40 protein-coding genes are annotated in these 26592 nt (G+C 44.4%); 12 read left to right on the forward strand and 28 right to left on the reverse strand.

What is annotated here, in order from left to right; translation table 11 throughout:
• Positions 1-188: 188 nt before the first annotated feature.
• From ACE1CM_RS35195 to arsM, 3 genes are read right to left on the reverse strand one after another with little or no spacing between them, the layout of a single operon-like run.
• On the reverse strand, positions 189-485 hold the full coding sequence (locus ACE1CM_RS35195) for a methyltransferase (RefSeq protein ID WP_374883635.1): 297 nt from the start codon (positions 483-485) through the stop codon (positions 189-191).
• Positions 395-661 carry a hypothetical protein gene (locus ACE1CM_RS35200; RefSeq protein WP_374883546.1) on the reverse strand — a complete coding sequence of 89 codons (267 nt, stop codon included), beginning with the start codon at positions 659-661 and terminating at the stop codon, positions 395-397. Before ACE1CM_RS35200 ends, ACE1CM_RS35195 begins: the two co-directional genes overlap by 91 nt.
• A gap of 9 nt (positions 662-670) precedes the next feature.
• A complete protein-coding gene (gene arsM, locus ACE1CM_RS35205; protein WP_374883547.1) occupies positions 671-1639 on the reverse strand; it encodes an arsenosugar biosynthesis arsenite methyltransferase ArsM in 969 nt (322 codons plus the stop codon).
• A gap of 661 nt (positions 1640-2300) precedes the next feature.
• Between arsM and ACE1CM_RS35210 the strand changes: the two genes are divergently transcribed.
• A complete protein-coding gene (locus ACE1CM_RS35210) occupies positions 2301-2510 on the forward strand; it encodes a high light inducible protein (RefSeq protein WP_374883548.1) in 210 nt (69 codons plus the stop codon).
• A 148-nt stretch (positions 2511-2658) separates the two neighbouring features.
• Here ACE1CM_RS35210 and ACE1CM_RS35215 read toward each other — a convergent pair whose 3' ends face one another.
• Positions 2659-3333: a response regulator transcription factor gene (locus tag ACE1CM_RS35215; RefSeq protein WP_374883549.1), complete on the reverse strand. Its 675-nt coding sequence runs from the start codon at positions 3331-3333 to the stop codon at positions 2659-2661.
• A gap of 175 nt (positions 3334-3508) precedes the next feature.
• Here ACE1CM_RS35215 and ACE1CM_RS35220 point away from each other — a divergent pair, with 175 nt between their 5' ends.
• Positions 3509-4780 carry an ATP-binding protein gene (locus ACE1CM_RS35220; RefSeq protein ID WP_374883550.1) on the forward strand — a complete coding sequence of 424 codons (1272 nt, stop codon included), beginning with the start codon at positions 3509-3511 and terminating at the stop codon, positions 4778-4780.
• A 12-nt stretch (positions 4781-4792) separates the two neighbouring features.
• On the opposite strand, the gene ACE1CM_RS35225 is transcribed toward ACE1CM_RS35220, so the two are convergent.
• The 5 genes from ACE1CM_RS35225 to ACE1CM_RS35245 all read right to left on the reverse strand — a co-directional run bounded on the left by ACE1CM_RS35225 (position 4793) and on the right by ACE1CM_RS35245 (position 8146).
• Positions 4793-5236: a GNAT family N-acetyltransferase gene (locus tag ACE1CM_RS35225; protein ID WP_374883551.1), complete on the reverse strand. Its 444-nt coding sequence runs from the start codon at positions 5234-5236 to the stop codon at positions 4793-4795.
• Between the two features lie 89 nt (positions 5237-5325).
• Entirely contained in the window at positions 5326-6330 is a 1005-nt protein-coding gene (egtD, locus tag ACE1CM_RS35230; protein WP_374883553.1) for an L-histidine N(alpha)-methyltransferase, read from the reverse strand.
• Positions 6331-6537: 207 nt separating this feature from the next.
• Entirely contained in the window at positions 6538-7104 is a 567-nt protein-coding gene (msrB, locus tag ACE1CM_RS35235) for a peptide-methionine (R)-S-oxide reductase MsrB (RefSeq protein ID WP_374883554.1), read from the reverse strand.
• A 45-nt stretch (positions 7105-7149) separates the two neighbouring features.
• On the reverse strand, positions 7150-7638 hold the full coding sequence (locus tag ACE1CM_RS35240; RefSeq protein ID WP_374883555.1) for a quercetin 2,3-dioxygenase: 489 nt from the start codon (positions 7636-7638) through the stop codon (positions 7150-7152).
• 52 nt (positions 7639-7690) lie between these two features.
• Positions 7691-8146, reverse strand: a complete 456-nt coding sequence (locus tag ACE1CM_RS35245) for a DM13 domain-containing protein (RefSeq protein WP_374883557.1) — start codon at positions 8144-8146, stop codon at positions 7691-7693.
• Between the two features lie 250 nt (positions 8147-8396).
• Between ACE1CM_RS35245 and ACE1CM_RS35250 the strand changes: the two genes are divergently transcribed.
• Entirely contained in the window at positions 8397-9026 is a 630-nt protein-coding gene (locus ACE1CM_RS35250) for an HAD-IB family phosphatase (protein WP_374883558.1), read from the forward strand.
• A 154-nt stretch (positions 9027-9180) separates the two neighbouring features.
• On the opposite strand, the gene ACE1CM_RS35255 is transcribed toward ACE1CM_RS35250, so the two are convergent.
• The 3 genes from ACE1CM_RS35255 to ACE1CM_RS35265 are packed head-to-tail and all read right to left on the reverse strand — an operon-like array spanning position 9181 to position 9991.
• On the reverse strand, positions 9181-9438 hold the full coding sequence (locus tag ACE1CM_RS35255) for a helix-turn-helix domain-containing protein (protein WP_374883559.1): 258 nt from the start codon (positions 9436-9438) through the stop codon (positions 9181-9183).
• A gap of 27 nt (positions 9439-9465) precedes the next feature.
• On the reverse strand, positions 9466-9759 hold the full coding sequence (locus ACE1CM_RS35260; protein ID WP_374883560.1) for a helix-turn-helix domain-containing protein: 294 nt from the start codon (positions 9757-9759) through the stop codon (positions 9466-9468).
• Positions 9734-9991: a helix-turn-helix domain-containing protein gene (locus ACE1CM_RS35265; RefSeq protein WP_374883561.1), complete on the reverse strand. Its 258-nt coding sequence runs from the start codon at positions 9989-9991 to the stop codon at positions 9734-9736. The genes ACE1CM_RS35260 and ACE1CM_RS35265 overlap by 26 nt, the downstream gene beginning before the upstream one ends.
• A gap of 116 nt (positions 9992-10107) precedes the next feature.
• Here ACE1CM_RS35265 and ACE1CM_RS35270 point away from each other — a divergent pair, with 116 nt between their 5' ends.
• Complete coding sequence (locus ACE1CM_RS35270; RefSeq protein WP_374883562.1) at positions 10108-10359, forward strand: hypothetical protein; 252 nt, start codon at positions 10108-10110, stop codon at positions 10357-10359.
• Between the two features lie 253 nt (positions 10360-10612).
• On the opposite strand, the gene ACE1CM_RS35275 is transcribed toward ACE1CM_RS35270, so the two are convergent.
• The 3 genes from ACE1CM_RS35275 to ACE1CM_RS35285 form a co-directional block, all read right to left on the reverse strand.
• Positions 10613-11095 carry a pentapeptide repeat-containing protein gene (locus tag ACE1CM_RS35275; RefSeq protein ID WP_374883563.1) on the reverse strand — a complete coding sequence of 161 codons (483 nt, stop codon included), beginning with the start codon at positions 11093-11095 and terminating at the stop codon, positions 10613-10615.
• A 190-nt stretch (positions 11096-11285) separates the two neighbouring features.
• The gene (locus ACE1CM_RS35280; RefSeq protein ID WP_374883564.1) at positions 11286-11591 is read right to left on the reverse strand and encodes a hypothetical protein; all 306 of its coding nucleotides are present in this window, start codon (positions 11589-11591) and stop codon (positions 11286-11288) included.
• Positions 11588-11809, reverse strand: coding sequence for a hypothetical protein (locus ACE1CM_RS35285; protein WP_374883565.1), 222 nt, complete (start codon positions 11807-11809; stop codon positions 11588-11590). Before ACE1CM_RS35285 ends, ACE1CM_RS35280 begins: the two co-directional genes overlap by 4 nt.
• A gap of 178 nt (positions 11810-11987) precedes the next feature.
• Between ACE1CM_RS35285 and ACE1CM_RS35290 the strand changes: the two genes are divergently transcribed.
• A complete protein-coding gene (locus ACE1CM_RS35290; protein ID WP_374883566.1) occupies positions 11988-12626 on the forward strand; it encodes a hypothetical protein in 639 nt (212 codons plus the stop codon).
• A gap of 5 nt (positions 12627-12631) precedes the next feature.
• Positions 12632-13438, forward strand: a complete 807-nt coding sequence (locus tag ACE1CM_RS35295) for a pentapeptide repeat-containing protein (RefSeq protein ID WP_374883567.1) — start codon at positions 12632-12634, stop codon at positions 13436-13438.
• A gap of 146 nt (positions 13439-13584) precedes the next feature.
• Here ACE1CM_RS35295 and ACE1CM_RS35300 read toward each other — a convergent pair whose 3' ends face one another.
• Positions 13585-14163 carry a sugar O-acetyltransferase gene (locus ACE1CM_RS35300; protein WP_374883568.1) on the reverse strand — a complete coding sequence of 193 codons (579 nt, stop codon included), beginning with the start codon at positions 14161-14163 and terminating at the stop codon, positions 13585-13587.
• 379 nt (positions 14164-14542) lie between these two features.
• On the opposite strand from ACE1CM_RS35300, the gene ACE1CM_RS35305 reads away from it, so the two are divergent.
• Entirely contained in the window at positions 14543-14866 is a 324-nt protein-coding gene (locus tag ACE1CM_RS35305) for a nucleotidyltransferase family protein (RefSeq protein WP_374883569.1), read from the forward strand.
• Complete coding sequence (locus ACE1CM_RS35310; protein WP_374883570.1) at positions 14847-15194, forward strand: DUF86 domain-containing protein; 348 nt, start codon at positions 14847-14849, stop codon at positions 15192-15194. Before ACE1CM_RS35305 ends, ACE1CM_RS35310 begins: the two co-directional genes overlap by 20 nt.
• A gap of 147 nt (positions 15195-15341) precedes the next feature.
• Here the strand turns inward: ACE1CM_RS35310 and ACE1CM_RS35315 are convergent, their stop codons facing one another.
• On the reverse strand, positions 15342-15539 hold the full coding sequence (locus ACE1CM_RS35315; RefSeq protein ID WP_374883571.1) for a hypothetical protein: 198 nt from the start codon (positions 15537-15539) through the stop codon (positions 15342-15344).
• 235 nt (positions 15540-15774) lie between these two features.
• Here ACE1CM_RS35315 and ACE1CM_RS35320 point away from each other — a divergent pair, with 235 nt between their 5' ends.
• The gene (locus ACE1CM_RS35320) at positions 15775-16005 is read left to right on the forward strand and encodes a helix-turn-helix domain-containing protein (RefSeq protein WP_374883572.1); all 231 of its coding nucleotides are present in this window, start codon (positions 15775-15777) and stop codon (positions 16003-16005) included.
• 156 nt (positions 16006-16161) lie between these two features.
• Here the strand turns inward: ACE1CM_RS35320 and ACE1CM_RS35325 are convergent, their stop codons facing one another.
• Positions 16162-16350, reverse strand: coding sequence for a hypothetical protein (locus tag ACE1CM_RS35325; RefSeq protein ID WP_374883573.1), 189 nt, complete (start codon positions 16348-16350; stop codon positions 16162-16164).
• A 99-nt stretch (positions 16351-16449) separates the two neighbouring features.
• On the opposite strand from ACE1CM_RS35325, the gene ACE1CM_RS35330 reads away from it, so the two are divergent.
• Complete coding sequence (locus tag ACE1CM_RS35330) at positions 16450-17535, forward strand: DUF262 domain-containing protein (protein WP_374883574.1); 1086 nt, start codon at positions 16450-16452, stop codon at positions 17533-17535.
• Entirely contained in the window at positions 17532-18227 is a 696-nt protein-coding gene (locus ACE1CM_RS35335; RefSeq protein WP_374883576.1) for an MAE_28990/MAE_18760 family HEPN-like nuclease, read from the forward strand. Before ACE1CM_RS35330 ends, ACE1CM_RS35335 begins: the two co-directional genes overlap by 4 nt.
• Positions 18228-18328: 101 nt before the next feature.
• Here ACE1CM_RS35335 and ACE1CM_RS35340 read toward each other — a convergent pair whose 3' ends face one another.
• The 7 genes from ACE1CM_RS35340 to ACE1CM_RS35370 form a co-directional block, all read right to left on the reverse strand.
• Entirely contained in the window at positions 18329-18640 is a 312-nt protein-coding gene (locus ACE1CM_RS35340) for a type II toxin-antitoxin system HigA family antitoxin (RefSeq protein ID WP_374883577.1), read from the reverse strand.
• A 120-nt stretch (positions 18641-18760) separates the two neighbouring features.
• Complete coding sequence (locus ACE1CM_RS35345) at positions 18761-19618, reverse strand: hypothetical protein (protein WP_374883579.1); 858 nt, start codon at positions 19616-19618, stop codon at positions 18761-18763.
• Between the two features lie 23 nt (positions 19619-19641).
• A complete protein-coding gene (locus ACE1CM_RS35350) occupies positions 19642-19956 on the reverse strand; it encodes a DNA-binding protein (protein WP_374883580.1) in 315 nt (104 codons plus the stop codon).
• A complete protein-coding gene (locus ACE1CM_RS35355; RefSeq protein WP_374883581.1) occupies positions 19928-20272 on the reverse strand; it encodes a type II toxin-antitoxin system RelE/ParE family toxin in 345 nt (114 codons plus the stop codon). The genes ACE1CM_RS35350 and ACE1CM_RS35355 overlap by 29 nt, the downstream gene beginning before the upstream one ends.
• A gap of 70 nt (positions 20273-20342) precedes the next feature.
• Entirely contained in the window at positions 20343-20954 is a 612-nt protein-coding gene (locus ACE1CM_RS35360) for a hypothetical protein (protein ID WP_374883583.1), read from the reverse strand.
• A gap of 225 nt (positions 20955-21179) precedes the next feature.
• Complete coding sequence (locus tag ACE1CM_RS35365) at positions 21180-22589, reverse strand: DUF5009 domain-containing protein (protein ID WP_374883584.1); 1410 nt, start codon at positions 22587-22589, stop codon at positions 21180-21182.
• A 187-nt stretch (positions 22590-22776) separates the two neighbouring features.
• A complete protein-coding gene (locus ACE1CM_RS35370; RefSeq protein WP_374883586.1) occupies positions 22777-23337 on the reverse strand; it encodes a DUF2808 domain-containing protein in 561 nt (186 codons plus the stop codon).
• A 167-nt stretch (positions 23338-23504) separates the two neighbouring features.
• On the opposite strand from ACE1CM_RS35370, the gene ACE1CM_RS35375 reads away from it, so the two are divergent.
• Positions 23505-24008: a hypothetical protein gene (locus ACE1CM_RS35375; RefSeq protein ID WP_374883587.1), complete on the forward strand. Its 504-nt coding sequence runs from the start codon at positions 23505-23507 to the stop codon at positions 24006-24008.
• A 65-nt stretch (positions 24009-24073) separates the two neighbouring features.
• Here ACE1CM_RS35375 and ACE1CM_RS35380 read toward each other — a convergent pair whose 3' ends face one another.
• From ACE1CM_RS35380 to ACE1CM_RS35390, 3 genes are all read right to left on the reverse strand, one after another.
• Complete coding sequence (locus ACE1CM_RS35380) at positions 24074-24352, reverse strand: TMEM165/GDT1 family protein (RefSeq protein ID WP_226586894.1); 279 nt, start codon at positions 24350-24352, stop codon at positions 24074-24076.
• Positions 24353-24428: 76 nt separating this feature from the next.
• Positions 24429-24839, reverse strand: a complete 411-nt coding sequence (locus ACE1CM_RS35385; RefSeq protein ID WP_374883588.1) for a TMEM165/GDT1 family protein — start codon at positions 24837-24839, stop codon at positions 24429-24431.
• A gap of 203 nt (positions 24840-25042) precedes the next feature.
• Positions 25043-26503, reverse strand: coding sequence for a serine hydrolase (locus tag ACE1CM_RS35390; protein WP_374883589.1), 1461 nt, complete (start codon positions 26501-26503; stop codon positions 25043-25045).
• Positions 26504-26592: the final 89 nt, after the last annotated feature.

A 26592-nucleotide genomic window follows, 5' to 3' on the forward strand; every position in this document is an offset into this window, starting at 1 on the left:
GCGATCCCCCCAACCCCCCTTCCCAAGGGGGGCTTAAGAGAAGGTAAGGGGGATTTCTTCCCTGTTTCTATATGTAACTCAAGTTGCTATTTATAAAATCGATCCCCCCAACCCCCCTTCCCAAGGGGGGCTTAAGAGAAGGTAAGGGGGATTTCTTCCCTGTTTCTATATGTAACTCAAGTTGCTATTTATAAAATCGATCCCCCCAACCCCCCTTCCCAAGGGGGGCTTAAGAAAAAGTAAGAGGGATTTCTTCCCTTAGGTAGGGGCATTTGATTTCCTGGCTGAATTACTGCCTCGACTAGCAACAGTTTGCCATTTTCAACCATTGCTTGATGGCAGTTTTTTAGAATAGCGATCGCTTGCTCATTATCCCAGTCATGGATAATGTGTTTCATAATATAAGCATCGCCTCCAGTTGGCACTGATTCAAAGAAATTACCGCTAACGAATTCGCAGCGATCGCTAACTCCTTTTGCTTCAATAAAACGCTTGGCACGTTTGCTTGACTGCTTTTTGGGCCATCTTTTAATAAGTCAGCAATCCCCAGTTTAGCTGCTACATAAATTGCTTGGGAAACCCAGCCACCAGATACCATTTGCAGCAATGCCATTTGGGGCGGTATTTCCATCGGATTTTGAGGTAAGTTTGGTTCGGACATGATTTCATCCTAACAACAACCACCACCATTGTAGTGCCAGGTAGAATCGGTAATTAACACATCTTTAGATAATAACGCGCCCAACTTACCAGCCGTCTTATCGCAGACGACGGCGGGAATACCGAGTTGAAGAATATGCCCCGCATTATCATCAAAAAATTCTTCATTTCCCATGTAAATTGCCGTTTTGCCGGTAAAAATGCAAGCGCCATCGGCAGGAATTTCGACTTTGTAAGAAACAGAATCGAGGCTTTCTAAAAGTAAAGGTCGATCCAGATTGTAAGTTTGACAATCTAACAGCCGATAGGGACGCCTCGCGCGAATTTCTACTTGACCAAACCCGACATTAACTAAGTGTTGAGTATATTCCTCATAAGTCAATGCGCCAGATAAACACATCGCGCGCAAGCGTTGATCTTGGCGCAGGTGCAGCGGGATGGGACGAGTAGCTATTGGATCGCTCATTAATAGGCGTCCGCCTGGTTTTAAGACGCGAAAAGCTTCTTTGAGTGCTTTATTTAGATCGGCGGGTTCAAAGATATTAAACAGACAATTTTGGGCGATCGCATCCACCGAAGCATCAGCAACCGGCAAATTAAACGCATCTCCTTCGCGAATATCCACAAAACCAGTATCAAACCAAGAATTTTCTTTCGCTGCTTCCGCCAAATTCCGCGACGCCGCTTTCCGCATTTCCTCCACCGGATCGACCGCAATTACTCCACCCTGACGCCGGGAAAAGTAAGCAAATTGCAACGCCTCCAAACCTCCGCCGACGCCCACATACAACACCGTCGGCGAATTTCCCAATTCCGCAGGATGAACCGTTGTCCCGCATCCATAGTTCATTTCCTGCATTTGCGGCGGAATTTTCAGTCCCGGTAGTTGCAAGGGGCTGCTTTGCACGCAGCACAATCCTACTTCTGGCTTTTGCGCCACTTTGCTGTAAAATTCCGCAGCGGTTTCGAGATAGGTCATTTTGGTCAAACTTTCAAACTTGTAACAACACTAGGGTAGTAGTTTAATTCTGCTAGAGCCTCTTCCCAGGGATTGTTCAACTTTTCCTAAATAAGTTTTTGCCTCAACCAGACCAAAACAGGACTTATATCCTGTCCGGTAGTAGAGACGTTACATGTAACGTCTCTACTCGACATGTAACGTCTCTACTCGACATGTAACGTCTCTACTCGACATGTAACGTCTCTACTCGACATGTAACGTCTCTACTCCTATGGTTAATGCTGTTGTAGGGGCACGCTTTCAGCAGTCCCTTTTGGCAGGAAGCGAATTATGTTGATATAGCCGATTGCAGCCGTATTAGGTACACCGAAGGTTCGTGTAGGTGTAGAGACGTTACATGTAACGTCTCTACACCCACGCAGGCTGTACCTGACACGAAAAGCAATCTGCTGTAAACCCGCCCCCCGCGCGATGCCGATGCCAGCGAACATGATATTACGCAAAGAAACCGGGTTTCTCTCCAACATCGTCGCTGTGAAACCACCGATCTACCCAGAAACCCGGTTTCTGACCCTGGATGCGATCTAGATCACTTAATTATTGTGACTAATATCACCTTTACATAAATTAAAAATCTGTTACATTTATTTACAACAAGGAACAAGAAGGATAGAAAACAATGAACTCACGCTACATCGTTGAAGAAGGCGGCAGACTGAATAATTACGCTATCGAACCCAAAATGTATGTAGATAGCACTTCTCGCACTGGTTTTACCGAGTATGCAGAAAAGCTAAACGGGCGTCTGGCGATGATTGGTTTTGTCTCCCTGCTGGCGTTGGAAGTCATCACCGGACATGGGGTAATTGGTTGGATAAGCAATCTGTAAGAATTTGAGATTTCAGATTTAAGATTGCAGATTTGTCAGAATTTGAGATTTAAGATTGGATGTTTTAGATTGAAGACTAAAATTAAATCTAAAATCTCAAATCTAAAATCTTAAATCTACAATCTTAAATCTACAATCTGCAATTGAATTATTCGCGCAAGCTGTAACCGACACCGCGCACCGTATGAATTAACCGGGGCGCGTTGTCGGTTTCTAATTTTAGACGCAGGTAGCGGATATAAACTTCAATAATATTAGAATCGCCCATAAAGTCGTAACCCCAAACTTTTTCTAAGATTTGATCGCGGGTGAGGACTTGGCGGGGATGGGCGAGGAGGTATTCAAGTAAATCGAATTCTTTGGCAGTTAATTCTATACTGCGATCGCCGCGAAAGACTTCGCGGGTGCTGCGATTTAAACTGAGGTCGGCAAATTTTAATACATCGGGGTTAGGTTCTTGCGTGCGTCGGAGGTGGGCGCGCACTCTAGCTAATAATTCCTCAATGCTGAAAGGTTTGACGACGTAATCATCAGCACCAGCATCTAATCCGGCGACGCGATCGCTTATTTCATCTTTAGCGGTTAATAAAATAATCGGTACTTTATCCCCCGTACTTCGCAAGCGGCGACAGATTTCCACCCCCGTTAACCCTGGCAGCCCCCAATCGAGAAGTATAATATCGGGATGCAATTCCCTTGCGGCGACGAGTCCTTCTAAACCATCGTTCTTGACGCTGACTCGATATCCTTCGTATGTCAACTCGATTTCTACAAATCGAGCCAGTTTAACTTCATCTTCAATCAGTAAAATATGTGCGGTCATATTGATTTTAGATTTTAGATTCAAGGTTTATTAGTAAAACAAGGTTATGTAAAGAATTTCAGCTTTTTGCTAGGGTGATGGTGATAATGGGTTATATGAGTATAACTGCGATCGCTGACTGCAATGGTCAAATTTTTACTTTATTTGACATATTGCCTCAAGCAAGGAGGACCGTATGTTCTGGAAATGGCTTCAGTGGCAACAAGAAAGGCAAACACTGGAAATTTTATCATCCCTCAGCTATCGAACGGGGGAACTGAGTAGCTATCTGAAAGAAATTGCCTGCGGCGTCAGTCAATTGCTTGGGGTTGATTGGTCGGTGGTAACCTTATGCCAGGAAGGGTTAGAGAAAGTCTTAGCAAGCAGTATTGACATCGGGGATGCTGCCGATCAAACTTATTCGTTGCACGGTAGTTTAACGGGGACAGTGGTCAAAACGGGGCAAACTCTGGTGGTGCAGAATGTCAGAAATTGCAACGACTATGGAAAAGCACCAGAAGGATATTGCGCTTATTTGGGCGTCCCCTTGCGTCCTTCCCACGGAGAAGCAATTGGTACTATCTGTTCATTTCATAAAAAACCGCGCAAGTTTGCCCCAGTAGAAATTCGCATTGCCGAAATGTTTGCCGAACGCGCCGCCACTGCGATTGATAATTATTATCTTTACCAACAACAGCGACAATTTAACGAAATTTTAGAGGATGAAGTCGCAAAAAGGACTGAAGAATTGCGGATGGCGCAAGCCAAATTAGTAGAACGGGAACGCTTAGCAGCGATTGGCGAATTTGCAGCTACGATTGTCCATGAAATTCGCAACCCTTTAACCACAATCAAATTGGGATTGAATGGTTTTAAGCGGTTGGATTTATCCGAATTAGATCGAGAGCGACTTTATCTATCTTTAGACGAAGCAAATCGCCTAGAACGGTTGTTGCGGGAAATTTTACTTTATGCCAAACCGCAGGCATTGAATTTGACCAAAATAGATTTAAACAAATTTATTGCAGAAAGTTTGGAAACCCTGCGGAATATGCCAGAAGCAATGGGTTGTGAGATTGAATTTATCCCGGCATCTACTGGTGTTAAAGTTATCGGGGATGAGGATAAATTGAAGCAAGTATTGATCAATATAGTGCGGAATGGGTGTGAAGCGATATGCCTCCCTTCCGCTGGCGCGAACGCAGAAGGAGAAACGGTCACAATCAAGCTAGAAACTTGCCTCGTTCCAGATAAAGTTTGCCTTCAAATTCACAATGGAGGCGACCCAATTCCCCCAGAAGTGTTACCGAAACTAACCGAACCATTTTATACAACAAAAGCCACCGGAATCGGACTGGGATTGGCAATAGTCAAGCGGATTATTGATGCTCACGGCGGCGAGTTTTGTATCCAATCTTCTGCTGATCTTGGAACAACCGTGAGCGCGATATTGCCTTTAGTTGCTTGATTTCAAATATATTCAAAGCCATTTAGTTAACAAATAGCGGTCGTGGTCTTGAAACCCAAAGCGATGATATACTTCCTGAGCTTTCGTATTGACCCGATCGACTTCCAGATGCAGCGCTTTTATACCAAGAGAACGACAAACTTCTTGCATATAATCTAAAGTTTTAGTGCCAATTCCTTGTCCCCAATAATTGGATCTAATATAAAGTTCATCAATAAAAGCATCGCGTCCGTGGAATTCCAAGCTATAGCCAATTGTGAGAACGACATAGCCAATAGTTTCTTCTTGATGCTGAATTAACCAGACACCGCCATAAGATTTATTGTTTAACAGATTAATGAGAGCATCACAGGTATTGTTATCAAATTTGAGATGTTCTATCTGATAAAACTCCTGTATCAAGATGAGGAGAGTATCAATATCAGAAGTTTCTGCTGGTTTAAACGTAGCTTCCATTGAACTTAACCCGATAATAAAACGTTTGTATTGAAGCCTGAAAACCTAACTACGAACTGACAATATTATAGAGCGATCGCTTCATCTCCTTAGCACTGACAAAGTAACAAAGCAAACCAATTTTGCGGGTCAGTCCAAACTCGCACCGACTGAAATCCCTGCTGTTTCAAGCTAGATATCAAACTCGGTAAATAGAACTTGCGATAAATTTCAGTGCGAATCGTTTCCCCTGCTTGAATCGGCACTGACAAATTCAGCGAATCTAACCTGACAATCCCAGATTGCCAACACCGCAAATACATCTCAATTTGCCCAGCAACTTGGTTATAAAACGCAAAGTGGGTAAACTGGTCAACAGGAAAATTGCCATCGAAGCGACGATTAATATGACGCAGAATATTTAAATTAAAAGCTGCCGTAACTCCTTGGGTATCATTGTAAGCAGCTTCGATAATTTCCGGTGATTTTTGCAAATCCACACCCAAGAGAAAAAACTCGCCCGGTTGTAAGTTATATTTGATATGGGAGAGGAAGCGATCGCCAGCGTGCGGTGACAAATTTCCCAACTTACTCCCCAGAAAAATCAACATCCGAGGCACAAATTCAGACGCAGACAATTGAGACAAAGCTGCTTCATAAGTCCCAGCAACGCCGCAGACTTGTAACTTGGGATATTCCCGCAACAAATCTAACGCACTACTCTTAAGCATTCCGGCACTAACATCAATTGGACAATAAAACAGAGGAGAATCCAATTGATTATAAGCATCTAAAAGCCAGCGAGTTTTGCGAGAACTGCCACTCCCCAATTCCACCAATTCGCAAGCACCAGTTAACCGAGCAATTTCCTCAGCACAGGATGCTAAAACAGCTTGTTCCGTGCGCGTAACATAATACTCAGGCAACTGACAAATTCTTTCAAATAACAGCGAACCCCTCTCATCATAAAAATAACGACAAGGCAGAGTTTTAGGACTATTGCTTAACCCTTCAATAACATCCAAACCCTCATCTACCCCATCATAATCCCCTAAATTTATCCAGCGCAACCGAGAACTTACCCCACCTTCAGACATTACTATTGTTCTTGCCATTTTCTTCCTCTTCTTCTTCTTCTTCTTGGCGTTCTTGGCGTCTACCCTACGGGAAGCCGCTGGCGCGTCTATGGCGGTTCATTAAATCAGGATTCGCCAGAAAACGAGAAATCCCTTCTACAATACTCTCGCTGTTATCTTCAAAAACACCATGCGATCGCATTAAAATAAAGTGCGTTATGGCAAAAGCCGTAACGCACCAACAATCTATTCAGCGGCGATAAACTTAAGCGCCACGCCATTCATGCAGAAACGTTGACCTGTAGGCGCAGGACCATCGTTAAATACGTGACCCAAATGCCCGCCGCAACGACTACAATGCACTTCAATTCGAGTCATAAAAAACGACCGATCTACTGATGTGCCAATTGCCCCTTCAATCGGAGCATAAAAACTAGGCCACCCCGTGCCGCTGTTATATTTAGTTTCCGAATAAAACAGCGGCAAATCGCAACCCGCACAGACAAAAGTCCCTTTAGCATATTGCTTATCAAGCGGACTCGTCCCCGCGCGTTCGGTGCCGTGTTGACGCAGTACGTTAAACTGTTCAGGCGTCAAAATTTTGCGCCATTCTGCCTCAGTTTTTTGAATTTCAAATTCATTGTTGGCAGCTGCCATAACTTCTGACCTCCAAGGTAAATGACGCGATAACCATGCTGCGCCGACAATTGCGACGCCAGCTTTGAGGAAATTTCGCTTCTTCATATTCCAAGATACAGGATTTTTCGTTCCCAGGCTGAACATCGCAACGAGTTCAAAGTAGGGACACGGCATTTTACAATCTTTGGTTAATACCAAAATTTATTTGACGCCGTGTCCTTACTCAGCCGGAGGCGGAATAATTTCTAAACCGTACTTGGAAGCAGTTGCAATTAATTTTTCGATATCTGCGCTAGTCACAGCAGGTGGTGTCAAATTTTCTGCCGAAACTGTAGTACCCACTTCGATAAAAAACTTCTCCAATCCTCCTGGTGTTAACCAGCACAAAAATTTAGCTGGTTTGGCGCCGATGTTGCGGAAACTGTGGCGCTGTCCTTTAGAGGAATGAACGAAGGTTCCGGGTGTAGCAACGATTGTTTGTTCCCCAAGTTGAAATTCCATCTCACCCTCTTGAATGTAAAAAGATTCGTTTTCCCTTGTATGAATGTGGGGTGGAACTGCGCTGTTGGGTTGCATGACAATTTCAATTAACCCATAGGCTTGATTTGTATCTTCGCTCGTTGCTTTAAAGGTGTACAAATCTCCCAGTACCCAAGCAGAGTAACCTGCACCAGGTTGCATCAATATGCTGTCTTGATTTCTTGCCATTTTTGCCTCATTTTTTAGATATTGTCTGGGGATAATCCAATATTCTAAATCTCTAGTTACCTAATTTACCATAGCCAAACGTGGCATTAAACCGGCGACACCAAATCGCAGCCGCGCGATAGTTTGCCAGATTAACATTAGCTGGAATTGGGTAACGTTGAGCGCCATTCAACTTTTGCAAGCGACCAAGAATGATGTAATCTTGCGTTCTTAATCCCGATTGGGGCGGTGCATCTGTGCGGTACAGAATTACATACAAATCTGGCCCTCGATTCGTTTTGAATGTTTGACCCAATTCCAGATAACGCTGACGGTTTTCCATCACGATGCGAAACATTCCCTGAGTCGGTTGTTCGGATGATACAAAACTTCCAGAAGCAATCGTCGATGATTGGGCAGCTTGAGCTACAACAATTTGACTCGGCTGCGTGGCAGATAAAGTGAGTTGAGAACTCAGGACTGTTAAAATAGAAGCTATACCCACTAAGGTTAAAGAAGATGGTTTCATCGCTTTCACCGTTTAATTTAAGATTGCTTTGAATTAACTATGAACTTAAAAATTTGGTTTGGCATGATGGCTGACTGAAAGTTTAAATGAAAAATGCTGAGAATTAACTTAGAAAAATCTCAGGATAATTTCAGGAAAGATTAATATTAAAATAAAAAATGGGGCGAAAAAACGGGTATAATGTGCAGGAATTAGGCAAAGAAACCGGGTTTCTAGGTTCTGCGTAAGTCTTATAATGTGGGGAGAAAGCGTGAAGCGAATTGTTTTCTGCGATTTTGATGGAACGATTACAGCGCGCGAGACGTTTGAGGTAGTCCTCAAGCAATTTGCACCGGAACTTTCTGCCCAATTGCTCCCCCAAATGTATGCACGAGAACTGACACTGCGAGAGGGAGTGCGGCAAATTTTGGCGTCAATTCCATCGTCGCGCTACCCGGAAATAATCGAATTAACCCGACCCCAACCAATGCGTCCGGGATTTTCAGAATTACTCGATTTTCTAGAAGTTCAGGGCGTGCCTTTGGTGGTGGTTTCTGGTGGACTGCGCGGGATGGTAGAAGTTGTTTTGGGATCGTTGGTGGAACGGGTGCGCGGAATTCATGCAATTGATGTAGATACCAGCGGCGTGCAGTTGCAGGTGCGATCGCCATACGAAGCAGGTACAGAAATGGTGGCGAAAGTCAAGGTAATCGAAGCATATGCGCCAGACCAAGCGATCGCTATCGGCGACTCCCTCACCGACCTCAATATGGCACTGCAAGCACCTCTAGTGTTTGCACGCGATCGCCTCGCCAAATATCTCGATGAACATCAAACACCCTACATCCCCTGGAACGACTTTTTTACAGTGCGCGACTATCTTGCCCGATTGTGGAAATAATCCGGGATGCTTTCCCCATGCCTTAATAATTAACCAACACCATTACGCCTTGTAGCGGCACGGCATTTCAAAGATTTTGCATGACGCAATATCTTACATACGCCGTGCCCCTACCGCTTTGCCTGCCCTTCCCATGCCCCCCATGTTGCGATCGCTATTCTGACTGATTCTCTTCGCCGAGATGCTCAATGCTGCGCCCCAGATACAGTACAAGAAAATCACGCGCCGCCGATCGGTTCAGCTTTTCCAACGCCTCGACGATCTCTGGAATTGATTCAGCCAAAGGATCTCTAGTTTCGTTGTACCACTGGCTAACGGTAGAACGGTTGATACCGATTGTTACCGCTAACCGATTCTGGCTGATGTTATAGGTTTCAAGTACCTGTTTTAGTGCTTTACCTGCCTTTCCCATGCCCCCAATGGTGTCACAAGTGCCAGATTATTCCCGCTGAGTATCGCCTGTAATAATCTCACCCAAGTAGAGCCTGACAAATTCTTCAGCCGCCGATGGCTCAATCTCTTGCAACACTTTGACAATTTCTGCAACTGTCTCAGCGTTGGCATCTGTTTGCTCGTGAAACCAGCGAAAAACAACATAACGTTTAACTCCCAGCGCCCCAGCTAGTTTGTTCTGGCTGATGCTGTAGGTTTCTAGTATCTGTCTGAGTGCTTTGCCTGCCCTTCCCATGCCGCCCGTGTTGCGATCGCTATTCTGACTGATTCTGTTCCTCAAGATGCTCAATGCTGCGCCCCAAATACAAGGCTAGAAAATCACCAGCCGCCGCTTGGTTAATCTTTTCTAACCCTTCAATAATTTCTAGGACTGCTTCAGCCGCAGGATCTCGGCTTTCGTTAACCCACCGATTAATGCTAGATCGTCCTATCCCCATCGCTACTGCCAGTTGATTTTGGCTGATGCCGTAGGTTTCAAGTACCTGTCTGAGTGCTTTACCTGCTCTTGCCATGCCTCCCATAGTGTCAGAGGGCTATGACCAAGTAAATGCTGACAATCGTCTACGCTAGGCTAAAGGTTTGTCGACGATTGTCAACATAAGATGTTCTAGAAATGAGGTGAATCAAAATGTCAGAGAATCTACCTGCTAATGCTAATGAAACCCTTGATGCAGCTACGATTGAGGCTTTAACGGCTTCCGGCATTCCAGCCAATCGGATGATTTTGATTGGTACAAAAGAGTGGATAACGGGAGTGATTCGCAATTTGCACTCAGTGCGTTTTGCCGAAGTAGGGGCTTGGAGTCAATTAGTCCCGACTCGTAACAAAGGCGAGATGATTAGCGTTCTAATGCGGCGGCGATCGCAAGACCAAATTTGAGCGACAGTGGAGCGCGATCGCATTTTATCCACCCCTTTCCCGCTCTAAAATACCTACCTCTTCTTTTCTGCTATCTCTGTGTTCTCTGTGCCTGGAGTGGTTCGTTAGTACTTTTCGGATGGGAAAGGAGTAAGAGCGATCGCACCCTTCGTTCGTAGTAGGGGCTTTAGCCCCAACCATTATTTAATTGTCTCGCATCGGTGCGTTATGCTGCCGAAGATCGCACCCTACCCTAACTGACAAGCTAGATGATTCAATAACGTTCATTTCTGACAGTACCGTCGGGCAAGATGGTGTTATTGAAAATAGCATCTTTGGCGTTCCAGCCCCAGCTAGCACCCCTCAAGTCAGCACCAGTCAGGTCAGCACCAGCGAGATTGGCACTACCGAGATTAGCCCCCCTAAGATTGGCATTAGTCAAATTCGCTCCTTCCAAGTGGACTTCCCACAAGTAAGCTCCCTCCAAGTTGGCATTAGTCAAATTGACAAAGTCCATCCAAGCTCGAAACAGATTGGCACCAATCAGATTGGTATCACTCAAATTGGAAAAACTAAGGTTGATTTGTTTGTTGTAAATAATTCCCCTGAAACTCCTAACAGCGAAGTCAACCCCACTCAAATCAGATCCACTCAAATCAACCCCCATCCACTCACCTATTCTAAAATCTCTCTCTCCAGCAGCATACCTTTCCAACAATTCTTTAACTTCCAGCCTTGGCAAAAATTCATCATCCATAACTCAACTTCTGAATTAACTAACATATATAAAGTAACGCACCATTATTTATGTATAGTGCCGCTATATGAATCCTGATTTAAGATTATTTGTTGTTTTTAGAGTTCCTGCTGGTGCGTTACGCTACCGAAGATAGCACCCTACCCTTACTCCAGGAGTCTTAAACGGCTTACGTTTCTTGAGAAAGCTTTCAGGTGGGTTGCTGACCGTTACCTGACTGCCTGAGCAGGTATTCCCAGATCCGGCGGATTTCAGTTTGGTTTTCCCGGATGATGGCTCGGTCAGCTTCAGCGTTGCGAGCCAGTTGTACCATCGTTTCGGCAAGCTGCTGCTGTCGGTTGGCAAGATTTGTGGTTTGAGCCGATAGCGCTCTAAGACCGTCTAGGAGCAATCCAGCTTGATCGCGAAATTCTCCCTCTAATCTGTCGAGGCGCGATTCTATTGACTCCAGCCGTTGCTCAAAGGATTGATTGTCACCGTTCGTGCTGGTCGTCACGATTGGTTCTCCCGATTGATGCTGGTTGTATTAACTCGCTCCAGTTGTTCCCTGACATCTTCATCCTGCTTTGCGGCTGCTTCCAAAAGAACGCAGATCAAAGACGAAAGCGATCGCCGCTGCTTTTTAGCCAGTTTCTCGCCAGCAGCCTTTAGCTCTGGCTCCATGTATACAACTACCCTTGGTAATTTGCTTGCCACGAAATTGATTGCTACCATAACACCTCTATTTTCACGCTACACAAATAGTTTACTTCAGTATAGGTGTCATAGTAGCAGTACCAAGACGCTACCAGGAAAATCAGTTTGAAGGGAGCGATCGCCTACGGTTCGTAGTAGGGGCTTTAGCCCTTCCATTGCGGTAAACTCAGATCTTGCGGTATTTCCGGAGCAAACCTTGGGTGTAGAACTACGCAGCTATGTATATATAGACAGCTTGCAACAGCAATACGCAGCCTATCTGGGAACAGTCGCCCAAGGATTCTTACCATTACCGGGAGATACATCCCTCTGGATCGAAATCTCACCCGGTATCGAAATTAACCGGATAACGGATGTAGCGGTCAAATCCGCCTCCGTGCGTCCGGCGGTGCAAGTAGTAGAACGACTGTACGGTTTACTAGAAGTACATTCCAGTTCCCAAGGCGAAGTGCGGGCGGCGGGGCAAGCAATATTGGCGACACTGGGAGTACGTAGAGAAGAATGTCTCAAACCCCGCGTCATATCCAGCCAAATCATCCGCAATATCGACGCATACCAAACCCAACTAATCAATCGCGGGCGGCGGGGACAGTTAATTCTAGCCGGACAAACGCTATACGTCCTAGAAGTAGAACCAGCCGCATATGCCGCCCTAGCCGCCAACGAAGCCGAAAAATCCGCTGCAATTAACATTTTGGATGTTTTGCCGATTGGCAGCTTCGGGCGCGTTTACTTGGGGGGAGCAGAAAGAGATATTCTAGCGGGTGCAGCGGGTGCCTTAGCGGCAATTGAAAGCGTAATTGGTCGAGAAAATAGCAGCGGGCGAAAGGAATAACGGCAATGGCAAATTTCGAGCATCTAGCCCTACTAGAAGCAGGTGGAATCAAATGGATCGAGTGGAGAAACAAACACCCCGATATCCAACCAGATTTGAGCGAAGCTAACCTGCAAGGGTGGAACCTCAGAGGTGCTTGCTTGCAAGGGGCGAACTTAAGAAAGGTGGATTTGAGCAATACTTTACTCGTAGGAGCCAACCTCAGCAACGCCGAGTTGGGAGGTGCAAACTTCCACCAAGCTAACCTCAGCGAAGCCAACCTTTCTGCTGCTAATCTCAGCATCGCCCATTTGAGTTACGCTGACCTCACAGAGGCAATTTTGAGTGAAGCTAACTTGATTGGATCTGACCTTTTGGGCGCGAATCTCAAACGGGCAGATTTGAGCGAATCTAACTTGATAGGAACTAACCTCAGAGGCGCGAATTTGAGAGGGGCGGATTTGGGTGCTGCGAAGCTTTCCCGAACTAATCTCAGCGAGGCGAATTTGAGCGCAGCTAATTTGAGCGGTGCGGATTTAAGCGAGGCGAATCTCTACGAAGCCGAAATGAGCCAAGCTTACCTGTACAAAACTAACTTGCCCAAATCTAATTTAAGTGAAACTCACTTGAGTGGCGCTTACCTAGTGCGGGCGAATTTGAGCGAGGCGGATTTGAGTAGAACTGACTTAAAATGGTCTAACCTTAGCTTTGCGAATCTCGCCGGAGCAAACCTGAGAGGCGCTAACCTGAGAGGCGTGAAACTGCACAAAGCAAATCTAACAGGCGCATACTTGCAAAATACAAAGATGCCCGATGGCACAATTCAGGATTAGAATCGATGGTTTGACCCCTCCCCAACCCCTCCCCGCTTCGGGGAGGGGCTTTCTTTCTCCCCCTTCCCTTGCAGGGAAGGGGGCTGGGGGGTTAGGTTTTTTGATTCCCCGTCGGGTTGCGATCGCGGCTGAAAGATATAAATTAATTAAGATAAATCTCGAATTACTCGGCAGGGGTTTCCAACTGCGATCGCATTTCCCGGAATATCTTTTACTACTACACTGCCAGCGCCTATCGTAGTATTGTCGCCGATGGTGACGCCGGGACAAATAATCACACCGCCGCCAATCCAAACATTATTGCCAATTTTGACGGGAGCCGCTAATTCTTTACCAGAAAGACGAATTTCGGGTGATGTAGGATGGTAAGCGGCGTAAATTTGAACGTATGGCCCGCAAACGACGTTATCGCCTATTTCGACTTGATTGCAATCGAGAATTACGCAGCCAAAATTCATATAAAATTTGTCACCTACATAAATATTGCTGCCGTAGTCGCAGTGGAAAGGCGGCTCTATTTCAACATTAGATCCAACTTTGGCAAATAATTGATTGAGGAGTTGGATTCGCATCTCGGTTTCTTCTTGAGTTGTATTGTTGTAAGTTCTGATAAGAAGGCGTGCTTGCTTGCGAAGCGCGACTAATTCGGCATCGGCAGCAAGATAAAGTTCGCCAGCGAGCATTTTCTGTTTTTCGGTTTTTTCCACGTTTTTGTAGTCGATCAAAGGTTCTGTATTTAAGATAAGCGAATCGTCAACTCTTAATTACAAGGCGTTAGCGAAGCTATCGGCTCCGAATCGCGCTATAATCTACCAGTGAGTTGATTATTATTACTAAAGCAACTTTGCATCTAGAAAAACCTAAAACCATGAGGAACTATCGCGATGGTTATATCGGCAAAAACTCTCACGGTTGATGAATTTATTAAGCAATATGGGGATAGCGATCGCTATGAATTAATTGACGGATAATTAATCGACGTGGAACCAACAGGTTGCTTGTTTACTCAGTTTTTTCCCAGTTGCGACTGACGGCAGAACAAGTTTTTTTCCCAGCGCGGTAAGTTAGAATGTAGTTAGTAAATGAAAAAGTAGAGGCAACTTTATGTTGGTAAAAAATATTGAAATTCCCAGGGATAAAATCGCTGATTTCTGCCAGCGGTGGCAGATATCGGAATTAGCTTTTTTTGGGTCGGTGTTGCGCGATGACTTTCGCCCAGATAGTGACATTGATATTCTGGTAACTTTTGAGCCAAATTCTCAACACACCTTGTTCGATCGTGTAGATATGCAAGATGAGCTAGAGGTGATTTTTGGTCGTCAGGTAGATTTAGTCAGCCGTCGAGGAATTGAACGCAGCCACAATTATATTCGCCGTCAAGCTATTCTTAGTTCGGCGGAGGTGTTTTATGCAACCCCGCGATCTTAGTTCGCTTGTAGATATTTTGGCAGCAGCTCGATTGGTGCAAATGTTTATTGCAGGAGTTGATAGAAATACATTTGAAACTGATTTGATGCGTCAGTCTGCTGTGGTGCGTCAACTAGAAATTATTGGGGAAGCGACTAAGCGACTCTCGGAAGCATTCAGAGCAAGTCATCCAAAAATACCCTGGCGACAAATGGCGGGAATGCGAGATATCCTGATCCATAATTATGACGATGTTGATTTGGATGAAGTATGGAATGTGGCAACAATCTCTATTCCGGAACTGATTCAACAAATTGAGCCTCTTGTTCCATCAGAGGGACAGGCATGACCCAGAAGAGGTTGTTACTGAAATGCGCGATCGCTTTTCTTTTTCCCTAAAACACCTATTCAAGAATTATCACTGTAGGGGCACGGCAACCGATATTTTTTCATTAAACCAAAATGTTTATTGATGCCGTGTCCCTACGATTGGTTATCAGCAGTCAGGTGTTAAATCAGTGGTATCAGGCAGAGCAAACACAACTTCCAATCGGATATTGGGGACTCGCTGACGACATAACTGAAGATGTCCATCGGCATCCGAACGAGTGCGATATCGTCCGATAATCGCCCATTGCAAATTGGGAAGCAAACGGGCAATTGCCCAAGGCTTGAGGCACTCTCTGTAAGTCATAATGGGTTTATCTCCATTGCATAAGGGAGCCAGAGCCAGCGCGGAAACTTGGTAGGTCGAGGCGCTGGCTTTTGACAATTTTGTTTCAGAAAAATTGTTGCTTTTCGCCGAACAAATTAATCGTATTTAACTCTAAAAATATCTGTCAAGATCGTTATCGCTATAGCGCTAGCGCTATAGCGATATTGCTTAATTGCAAGGATTGTAGCTTTAATATAAAAATGCTAATAAACTGATGAATATGTACGGGTTGAAAATCAGAGTTAAAGAGCTTTGCAAGCAACGAAGCTGGAGCCTCAACGAATTGGCCTTGCGTTCTGGTGTCACATACACTACCGTTCGCCGTTATGCCATGCAGCCAATGGCGAAGATAGAAATAGATCCAGTTAGCCGCATTAAGGAAACGTTTGGCTGTTCTTGGGAGGAGTTGTTGGAATTGCTTGGGGATGGTTCTTTTGATGAGTGAGTGCGATCGCTGTTTCATTTTCACATGAGGGAGGAAGGGTGCGATCGCTTTTCTTTTTCCCTAAAACACCTATTCAATAACGATCGCTGTAGGGGCACGGCAACCGAGATTTTTTCATTAAACCGAAATGTTATTGATGTTCCCTACGATCGGCGATCAAAACTCAGGTGTCAAATCGGTGCGTTCTAGCGGCACATCGAAAATAATTTGATAGGTGACATTGGGAATCAGACGCCGGAGAACTTGCAAATGTGCTTCAGCGTCGCTACGGTGACGAAAGCGGGCGACGATCGGGGATTGCAAGTTGGGCAATGGGCGATCGCAGCTTGATTGGCTGGTAGTCATGCGATCGCCGATAAGTCGATAATGAAGAGAAAGGCTTGAATTCCTTTTCTTCCTCTTTAGTTCATCATCAATGCCCAACTATGCCATTGAGGTTATATTATGCCCCCAAAGCCAGAAATCACGGATGAGCAGAGAGATGCTGCTGATGCACAGATTCGGGATAAGCAGAAGCAAGTTAACTACGATACAAAAGAGTATCCGGTCGAAATACTCGTTCAGAAATATACCACAGGAAAGGAGGACGACACTAATGAGTTGTTCATACCAGATTACCAACGAGAAATGGCTTGGGACGACGCAAGGCAATCTAAATTTATTGAATCTGTACTTCTAGGGTTACCAATACCTTATATTTTCGTCGCTGATATCCGCGATGACGAAAACGATGAAGCGCGTTTAGAGATCATAGACGGTTCACAACGTATCCGTACCCTAACTAGATTTCTCAAGAATCATCTCACGTTGAGCGGACTCAAAAAGCTAGATAAGTTGAATGGTTTCACTTTTAGTGATTTGCCACTTGCTCGTCAGAGACGCTTTAACCGGGCTACACTGCGAATGATTCAACTCACTGAAGAGGCAGACGAGGAAGTACGAAGAGATCTGTTTGAACGTATTAATACAGGTAGTGTTGATCTCAATGAAATGGAAAAGCGCAGAGGTATACTGCGTGGTTCGTTCCTGGATCTGATTGAGGAATTATCTAAAAACCAAAAATTTCGCGAGCTATGCTCTTTTGATGCTCCAGCTATCAACCGACGCGAACCCCAAGAGTTTGTCTTGCGATTCTTTGCCTTTTTGAACAACTATCAAAATTTTAATGCTAACAAAATCAATGATTTTCTTGATGATTACCTGAAGAAAGTTAATGAAGATAAGGGGTTTGATCGGAAAAAAATGCAAGCAGAATTTCTCTCCATGCTAAATTTCGTAGAAAAGTATTTTCCGAAAGGGTTTCGGCAAGGCAAAAATTCTGCTAAAACAACAACTCGGATTAAATTTGAATCTCTTTCTGTAGGTGTTGCTCTTGCATTGAGAGAAAAAGAGAACATCATACCAAAATTTACGAGTTGGCTCAATTCAGACGAATTCAATAAATTTACTAGCAGTGATGCAAGCAGTTCTAGAGTTAAAGTAGTTAAGCGAATTGAGTACGTGCGTGACCAACTATTAGGTAAATCATGAATAATGTTATCATAGATTTTAATACGCGAGTTCAAGAAGTGAATGGTTACTTTATTTTTTTGGAGGATTTGATTAAAGAAAGAAACAAGTTGGCTGTATTGCATAGCGTTGGTAAATACAAAATACAAAGCCTTGACTCAGAGTTGGCAAAGACTTTGAAAGCTAATGGATTTTTGTGGCTTTATAACTTAGTTGAATCGACTATGCGAAATGCGATTGAAGCCATTTTTGATGATTTCAAAAGCAAAGGAGTTTCATTTGACAAAATGAAGCCTCAAATTAGAATAACTGTCTTGCAAAATATGCAAAACTGTTTTAAAACTTCTTCTCCTAAAAATTTACATTCAAAAATATCACAAATTTCTATTGATATTATCACAGCTACGTTTGAACGTGAAAAAATTTTTTCAGGTAATGTGGACGCAAAAGTGATTAGAGAAACAGCCGAAAAATACGGTTTTTCATGTCAGACAGACTGCTCTAAAACAAAGAATGGACAAAACCTTTTAGTTGTGAGAGAAAACATAAATGATTTAGCTCATGGAATTAAGTCTTTTGAGGAAGTGGGGCGGGACAAGACTATAGATGAACTCCTGGAAATTAAAGAGGAGGTAGTAGAGTACTTGCGTCAAATTTTAGATAATATTCAAGATTATTTAAATAATAAAGGCTACCTAGACGGCGAAATATAATTCTTGATTAGCCGTTTTTCATTTGTGAGATGGTTATAACAACTGATATCGGCATTTATTTGAAAGCGATCGCTCTCCTGAGAATTACAGAATGCGATCGCTTAATTAAACAGAAACAACCCCGGATCGACGTGGAAAAACTTCCCCAAAGCCTCAGCTTGTTTTTTACTGATTTCTAGCCGACCATTAATTACCTCAACTACCGCCTCACTCGAACCCATAATTTCTACTAAATCCTCTGGTTCTAGACTCCGATCATCCATCAAATGAAGCAGCCTTGACTGTGGCGTTGAGGTATTAAGTTGATAATGCTTATCTTCAAAATCCTCAATCAGTTTTACCAGCAGTTCTAGCAGCGCATCTTCTTCTGGAGTCAGCTTTTTACGAGAGAGTAATTCTTCAACAATCTCCAAAAATATCTCGTTTTATTCTTCTGTTTTGATAATCCGAGGCTGATATTTAGAGAGCAAGCTGCTGTAAATATTTGCATCAATAGTAATAGTCATTTTTCCAGGTTTCCTTTCGCGATCGCATCAAATCCCAGCTTCAGTAAAAGCTAAATTCAAATCATCAGTCAAACCCAAATTTTCAGCCCACTCTGTTAAATAACTCTGCTCCAAATGCTCGGCTTGTACTTTAAGAATTCCCAAAACATCAGTCCATTGTTTTTGCGATTGAGACTGTTGACGCCACAACAGTTTTGCCAATACAATATCTTCAGGAGAAGCAATCCAAAACTGTTCGATACCAGCTTCGTCGAGCGCTTCTAATCGTCGCCTTGCCATTTTAGATCGGTCGAATTCGGTATTCGCATTCAGTACAAGATCGGCGTTCAATACTAAACTCATGTGAGTCACGCTCAACACCTTACCTCTGCCATTTTGAATATCTTCTACTGCACCTGGAGGACAATAAAAACCAGCCGTTTCTAGTGCCTCAACTAATTGAGAAATATTGTTTCGATTTAATTCAATTACTAAATCTAAATCTCTTGTTGTTCTGGGGTCGCCATAGACCGAAGCCGCAACCCCTCCTGTAATGTAATAAGGGATACCTAGTGTTTCAAAAATTGGGTGCAACAGTCTGGCAATTTCGCTGGGGTCTTGCGTCCACATAGATGAGTCGCTGGTGGGGGTTAAAATTGGTGACCACTTGCTACCTAATACAGATTGAGCAAATTTTTCTTGGTAGTTTGATGGACAAGCTTTTCTCATCCCGCGTAGGGATAAAGTCTTTGCCCAACGAGTTAATTTTACCCCCATCTGCCACCGTTGGGAATTAGTTAGTTGTCGCAGTCGGTAAAAGTCAATTGCGTCTGCTTCAGGGGTTTTATCATCTGATTGGGGACGGTATCCAGGTTTGATGGATATTTCTGGTATGGTTTGAAGCATATGGAGCCAGATATAAAATTAATTTACTTGGGTGCGATCGCAATCCGATACCCCAGCGCATCCAGCAACTCAACCAAAGCGTAAATTTCAGCCCCCTTAGTTTCTGAAAGCATTTTATCTAGCTTTTCATGGCGCAACTTTACTTCTTCGGAAACATCGTTCATCTGTACGCGAGCTTCAATTACATCTTTCAAAATAGATGATAAATATTCAGGCTCGTCACCTTCTTCTAATTCCAAAAAAGTTTCAATATAGCCAGCAGATCTTTCGGGATCTTTGAGAGATGAAATTAGATATTCTCGGTAACTCCTACTGGTTGGTGCTTTCACGTCTTTCATAATCGCTCCAATACTCCTTAGCCTTTTCAATGTCTTGTTCTTGGGTACTTTTATCTCCACCACAGAGGAGAAGTACTATTGTTGACCCGATCTGTCCAAAATAGACGCGATATCCTGGCCCATAGTTAATTCTAAGCTCGCAGACTCCTTCTCCAACTGAGCGATAGTCTCCCAAATTTCCTGACTCTACCCGCCTAAGCCTCTTCTCAATTTTATCTATAGCTCGCCGATCTCGCAAAGCATCAAGCCATTCTTCAAAAGGGCTTCTTCCGTCTGCTGTAATGTAGTTCTGAATTTGTCTTGGTTGGGTTTCCATGATTTAATCATAGGCAGATTGTAGATTAATCTACTATAAAGCGATCGCGCAGCTAGCCCTTGGCATATCGCTACCCTACAAAAAACCTATTTTGATTCAGCGTCTCTTTATCTTGAGCTAACAAGAATGTATCGGGATAATTGTACATTCCCAAATACATTAAACACTGACTCTCCGGCAGACTTTGATCTTCTTCGCACCCTGGTGGATGTGGCAAACCAAATGCATGTCCTAATTCGTGTCCCAATCCTCCTATCCAGCGCGAAATGGGTTCGTTACTCAATCCCATTAAACCGTGTATATCGTGCTGAGGTAATACTGCTACACCGCTAGTACCCGCGCCGCCGTATTGTCCTTCATCGTTTTCCGCGTCGATATAAAAAATCCAGATAAAATTAGGGTCGTTAAAACTTGCACCCGTCAAGGCAAAACCATCTGCTAAAACATTATTCCAAAACCAAAGATGATATTCGCCTGCGGGATTTGTAGCGTACCATCTGGCTTTGTGTTTTGTTTGCACTACTTCAACAACAGTATCTGTTAACCTAAATGTTTTCTGATTTTCCATCTGTGCTAAATACCACTGCTGAAGATGGGTAATAGCGTGAGCGATCGCATTTCTATAATCCTCGCGTGGATTAGCATCAGAAGGTACTAAATAAACAACGCGCACTGTCTGCATGGCTTTTCTTATAGATTATTGCAGAAACCAGGTTTTTTAGATAATACCTTCGCCAAAATCCGACACCCTTAAGGGTGTCGCTATACGAACAAAGGCTGCCTACGCAGCCTGCAAAGATTTTAGCCCGCGAAGGCGGGCTTTGTTTGTGTAGCCCCATGCTTTAGCGTGGGGGCGTTGCAGAAAATTGGCGAAGGTATTGTTAGAAAAACCTGGTTTCTAGATCGGCTAGGTTCTCCAAAATAATTTTAACCTGGTAAATCCACTTACAACCAAAGCAATAACCAAAGTATACCCAACTCCTTTCATAAATCCCATAACCGGAGTTTGAGTATATTTTATAATACTTTCTTCCCATCCCGTTAAGGCCAAAATAGGCCAAAGTAAGTTAGCAAATCCCACATACCCAATCATCGGATTTTGCCCGTTATCGATTAATAAATTTAACCAGTATTTTTTAGGAAAAATATCAAAAATAATGGTAAAAGCGATTAAAATAAAAATAGACATCCCCGTCGTGACAAAGTAGTAACTCATGGTAGAGGGGTCTTTTTTGATGCCGCCTTCGTAAGGTTCAAAAACTAAGCCAATTGCCAACCATAAAATCCCCCAACTGTAAAGTCTATTGAGCAATCTTTCGGTGGCAGAAGTCGGATGTTTGAATAAAAACCAACCAATCGAGCAAAGAATTGCGGTTGCTAAAGTTGTTTGCAATACTAATCTGGATTGCAATCCGACCAGCAAAGTCAAATTCAGCGCCAACATCAACAAAACAATAGTATCGAAACGCCAGGTTTTCCAAGATTCTTTTTGCTCGTATTCTGTTGTCTGCATCGATTCCAGAATCAAATCGCCAGCGACTGTACCGGGAATGACTATAAATAGATACTTTAAATAAGCGAATTTGAAAATCCAGGGGGCGGGCGAGTATGACCAAAGTTGTGCTACCCAACCATCGGCGGTAGAAGATAACTGGATGGCAAATAATAAACCTAACAATCCAACTCGTAAGAAGATGTTTTGCCTGGTAAATAACCAGATTATTGCCCCAAAAACCGCCATATTTGCCAGAACAATCAGGATAATATCGCTGCGAGAAACTGAAAAGCCACTTTTGTCTGGATATTGAATTTTAGCTAGCAGAAAAATTGCCGCAATCCAGGCACTTAAAGTAATCGCGTTGCGTATCCAAGCTTTCCATGATGCTGGGGGGCGAACAAACATAAAAAATAATAGGAAAAACCCTAATAAGGCAATCTGCCATTTTTGCGTCGATGGGTTGGGATTGATGACTTGGGGTCGAAGATGTTGCAGAATAATGGCAAATGCGCCTAAGAGAAATCCGCGTTTAAGTATAGATAAAATGACTCTAATTTTAGGCCATCCTTTGGCGAGGCGACGGGACAGCGCCAGCGGTATTGCTGCGCCCATTGAAAATAAAAATATGGGAAAAACGAGATCGACCCAAGTTAATCCGGGCAGTTTAGGATTAAAAACATGGTCGGGTGGCGGTACTTGGGCGTGATACATCCACGCCGGTAAGATTTTGTAGGCGATAGTCCCGGATAATACCATCGCTAAAATGGCGAAACCACGCAATGCATCGAGGGCGTAGGCGCGTTTTGAGGGGGCGATCATAGGATTGGAGATTGGAGATTGGAGATTGGAGATTTGAGATTGGAGATTTGAGATTGGAGATTGGAGATTGGAGATTGGAGATTGGAGATTGGAGATTTGAGATTGGAGATTGGAGATTTGAGATTGGAGATTTTGGATTGAGTAGGTATTGTAAAACTTGACTCAACTCTATGTCAGGAAGAGACAGCTATAGACCCAACTCTCCTCTATCGTAAAAATGCAGGCGTCCAAAACCGAGAAACTGACCCGTTGCTTTCTCGCCTGGGGGAAACGCGGTGACGCCAAATAAATAAACGCCCCCATACCTGGGATTTTGCACGGGTCTCAACACAATGGTTACCGTCTTGCCGGGAGGTACTGGCTGTGAGAATGTTAAATCTAGCGTCTGGTTATCTTTGTTTGACGTTGCTGCTAGTAGCGGGATCTTACTCCCTTGATTGCGGCGCGTCCCTTCATAAGCGCGACTTTCTTCCAGGTCAAATTCGATCTCCTCGCTTGCCTCATGCTGGGCGATTGCTATCCGTTGCAGCGGTTCTCCCGCATCTTCCGGCACCGAAATTGTAAAATAATATGTCGCACCCCATGCATATGTCTGGTTGAACGTGGTTGACGCCCCCTCTAGACGCGGCACTCCCACAAAGTTAACCGTACCATCCGACAGCGTCACTGCCAACGCGGGTTGACCGATAACTCCCCAAATTGCTGCCGATACTGCTAAGGTTGCTCCTAACAATGTTGAAAAGCTCATGGCTCAAATCCAAAATGCAGCCCTACTTATCATGTTAATGTCAAGTCCCCGAACCTGTTTTTAATAATTCTTATAATTGATTGCCGTCAAGTTTGCAAAAATAATTCATATTTCTAATCGAAAAAATTAGCTAAGCTGAAAGTAAGATACAACGCAGGTGAGATTATATGTCTGCTGCTTCTAGCGTCCAATTAAAACGGCCTGCGTGGCAAACAATTATTATTTTTACTTTAGCTTTTTGGCTCAGCAGCAGCCTGGTGCTGGACTTGGTAATTATGCCCGGTCTTTATGCTTCAGGTATGATGGCTGAGTCTGGATTTGCCACGGCGGGTTATCTGATTTTCTGGATTTTTAACCGCATCGAGTTACTCAGCGCTGCCCTGGTATTAACAGGCACGTTAGCGCTGGCACACACGCAAAGTAAAAGTGAGAAAAGTCACTCCCAAGCCATAATTTTATCCATCATCCTGATGTTGGTGGCTTTAGTTTATACCTATGCCTTGACGCCGCAGATGAGCGCGCTGGGGCTAAATCTCAACCTGTTTGAACCCGCAGTTGAGGTTCCCGGCACGATGAATGTTTTGCACTCAGGCTATTGGGTATTGGAAATTCTCAAGCTAGTCGCTGGCGGTGCAGTTATCCGCTGGTGCTACGGTAGAATTTCAGATTGAAGATTGCAGATTGCAGATTTAAAACGCCAAAATCTGCAATCTCAAATCTAAAATCTGCAATTACTTTATTCTTCGGGTTGGGAAAATAGCAGCCGCCAAGCCATGAAGGCAAAACCGATGGCAGCGATCGCTTTCACCCAACCCACGGGGAGTAAATGTGCAGCCCCTTCCCCGACGATAACGCCCAGCAAGCTAGTCAGCAGCAGCGCCACAGCGGTGCCGAAAAACACGGCGCGGGGAGATTTAGAACTGCCGCTAAGAGCGATCGCAGCTAGTTGGCTTTTGTCCCCCAACTCGGACAAAAACACGGTAATAAAACTCAATCCCAATAAATGCCAGTCCAGCATGTCAATTTTAGATTTGGTAATGGGTAATGGGTAATGGCTAATGGCTAATTTTAGGTTTAACCTTTATCTGCAATTAGCGAGGAACGATTTCCCACAGCAGCTGTGCAGCAATCAACAGCATACTCGCCCCAGCAGCTTTGTTCAGGACTTGGGGAGAGATCCACTTTGCCAGCAAGCGACCTAGCAGACATCCCAACAAGCTTGTCGCTACCAGTGCAGACCCAGCGCCAGCAAAAACCATCCAAGGCGAATCAGACTCGGCACTCATCAGCAGGGTTGCAACTTGGGTTTTATCCCCCATTTCCGATAAAAAGATGGTCAAAAAAGTAGAGCCAAAGACTGCTAACGCACCCAGTTCCAGTTTTGTGGTTGGTTGTTCCTGCTGTCTGTTAGCAGCTTTTAAATCTTGGGGTGCTGTTTCCGTCAGGGGTTGATCCCCAGAATTAGCCACGCTTTTTGGCAACGACGAGAGTTTTACAGTCAATTTTACTACCCACCAGTTTTTTTCATATTTTTCTCATTTTATCTCTAATCAGTCATCGGGCAAGCGGGCATCGGGGCAGGTAGGCACGACGGCGGGGAGGCACGACGGCGGGGAGGCAGAGGGGAATTTGAATCCACATTCTCCCCATCTCCCTTGCGCACCAGCTGACTCGCGCACCAGCTGACTCGCGCCCTCACCTTGAACTAAGATCCGCCCAAGCGCTTGAACACAAAGCGCGACATGTCCGGGAATAAACTCCAATCATTCGAGTAGCTTTCATCGCTGGCTAAAACAGACAGAATATAAGCGGTTTTACCATCTCTTGTTTTCACAAACGCGACCTCGTGCCGTCCAGAAGAAGTCCAGCCAGCTTTTGAAGCAAAATCAATATTTTCTGGTAAAGGTTCCCCAAAAAAGCCCTTAATTGGGTTAAATCCCCCAAAACGGATCGTATCTTCTTTCCCTTCCGGACTTAAATCCCTTGCCAACCAGGTCAGCATTTTTTGGCTATATTCCGGAGAAATAGCTTTTCCCATGACAATTTCATACATCAATCGAGCAGCTTGTTCGCTGGAAATTTTATTCCGAATTGGCTCTTGGGGATCTTCCCACATCTGCCCATCTCTGCCTTTAGGTCGATCCAAGTTCGAGAGGGTTTTTTGACTTAAAATAATACCCTCGTACCCGGCTTTGCGGAAAAATTCCGTCAGAAACATCCGCCGCCGCTTCCAATTTTGATATTCTTCATCCGATAGCTTTTCTCCGGATTTTGTCCCGGTAACCGCATCGATAATGCGGCTGGCTGACTCGTTAGAAGACTGTTGAATCATGCGAAAGAGGTCTACATTAAACCCAGCTTCATCGGGCAAAATCCCTTGTGCTAAACCTCCATACACATAAACCATCCAAAACATTTTCAGGACGCTGGCAGGAAAACGCAAATCCTGTTGTTGATATCCGGCAACTTCACCAGATTTAACGTTAATTAAGGTGATCGATAATTGCTCGGTTGGTCGTCCTTGATCCACCGCCATATTTACAAGCTCATCAACTATTGCTTGTAAATCCTTGCTTCGCTTTAAATTGGGCGGGGTAGTAACGTTGTAGGTGGCTTGTAAATTTTGCGGATCTAGATCTGTTGAGAGAGTTGGTAAAGATCCCCGTTGTGCTGAAGGATATTCCGGCGCCACTAATGGCGCTGCGGTTAACTGGGGTGCTGTTGTCGTCGTCACGGCTGCTGCTTGGGCACTAGGCTGTGTTGTTGCTGGAGGACGAAACAGCGATCGCACTACCCAGGATATGGTAAAAAGACTCAATGCAGTTAATGCAATCGCCACCGCCGCCAATCGCAGTTGTACCCACCTAATCCGCTTTCGTCTGAGGGAGAAACCCCTAGCAGTATCAATCTTGGGAAATTCAGCACCTTTTACCGGAGGTTTTCTTCTGCGCCGCCGTGGTTGTGGTTGAGGCATGACAACAACTTCCCTTTCTACAGGTGTAGACTGTTGCCTGTACCTGTCTTCAAAGTAGGCAAGCTGTCTTTGCATTTCATGATTGTGCCGCCGCAGCCGTCGGATATATTTAATCGCGCGGTCGAGTTTTGTTTCAAGCTCTTCAATCCTTTGGTAAGGATTATTTAGTTTAACTCTTGGTTGTCGAGTCACCCCTACACCTTTTCCTCATACAAGCTTGTTTCCATACAGCCATAAACTTTACCGCTTCACCTGGCAAATAGAAAGTAGCAGAGCATATT

The sequence above is a fragment of the Microseira sp. BLCC-F43 genome (assembly GCF_041929235.1).
Lineage (GTDB): Bacteria > Cyanobacteriota > Cyanobacteriia > Cyanobacteriales > Aerosakkonemataceae > Microseira.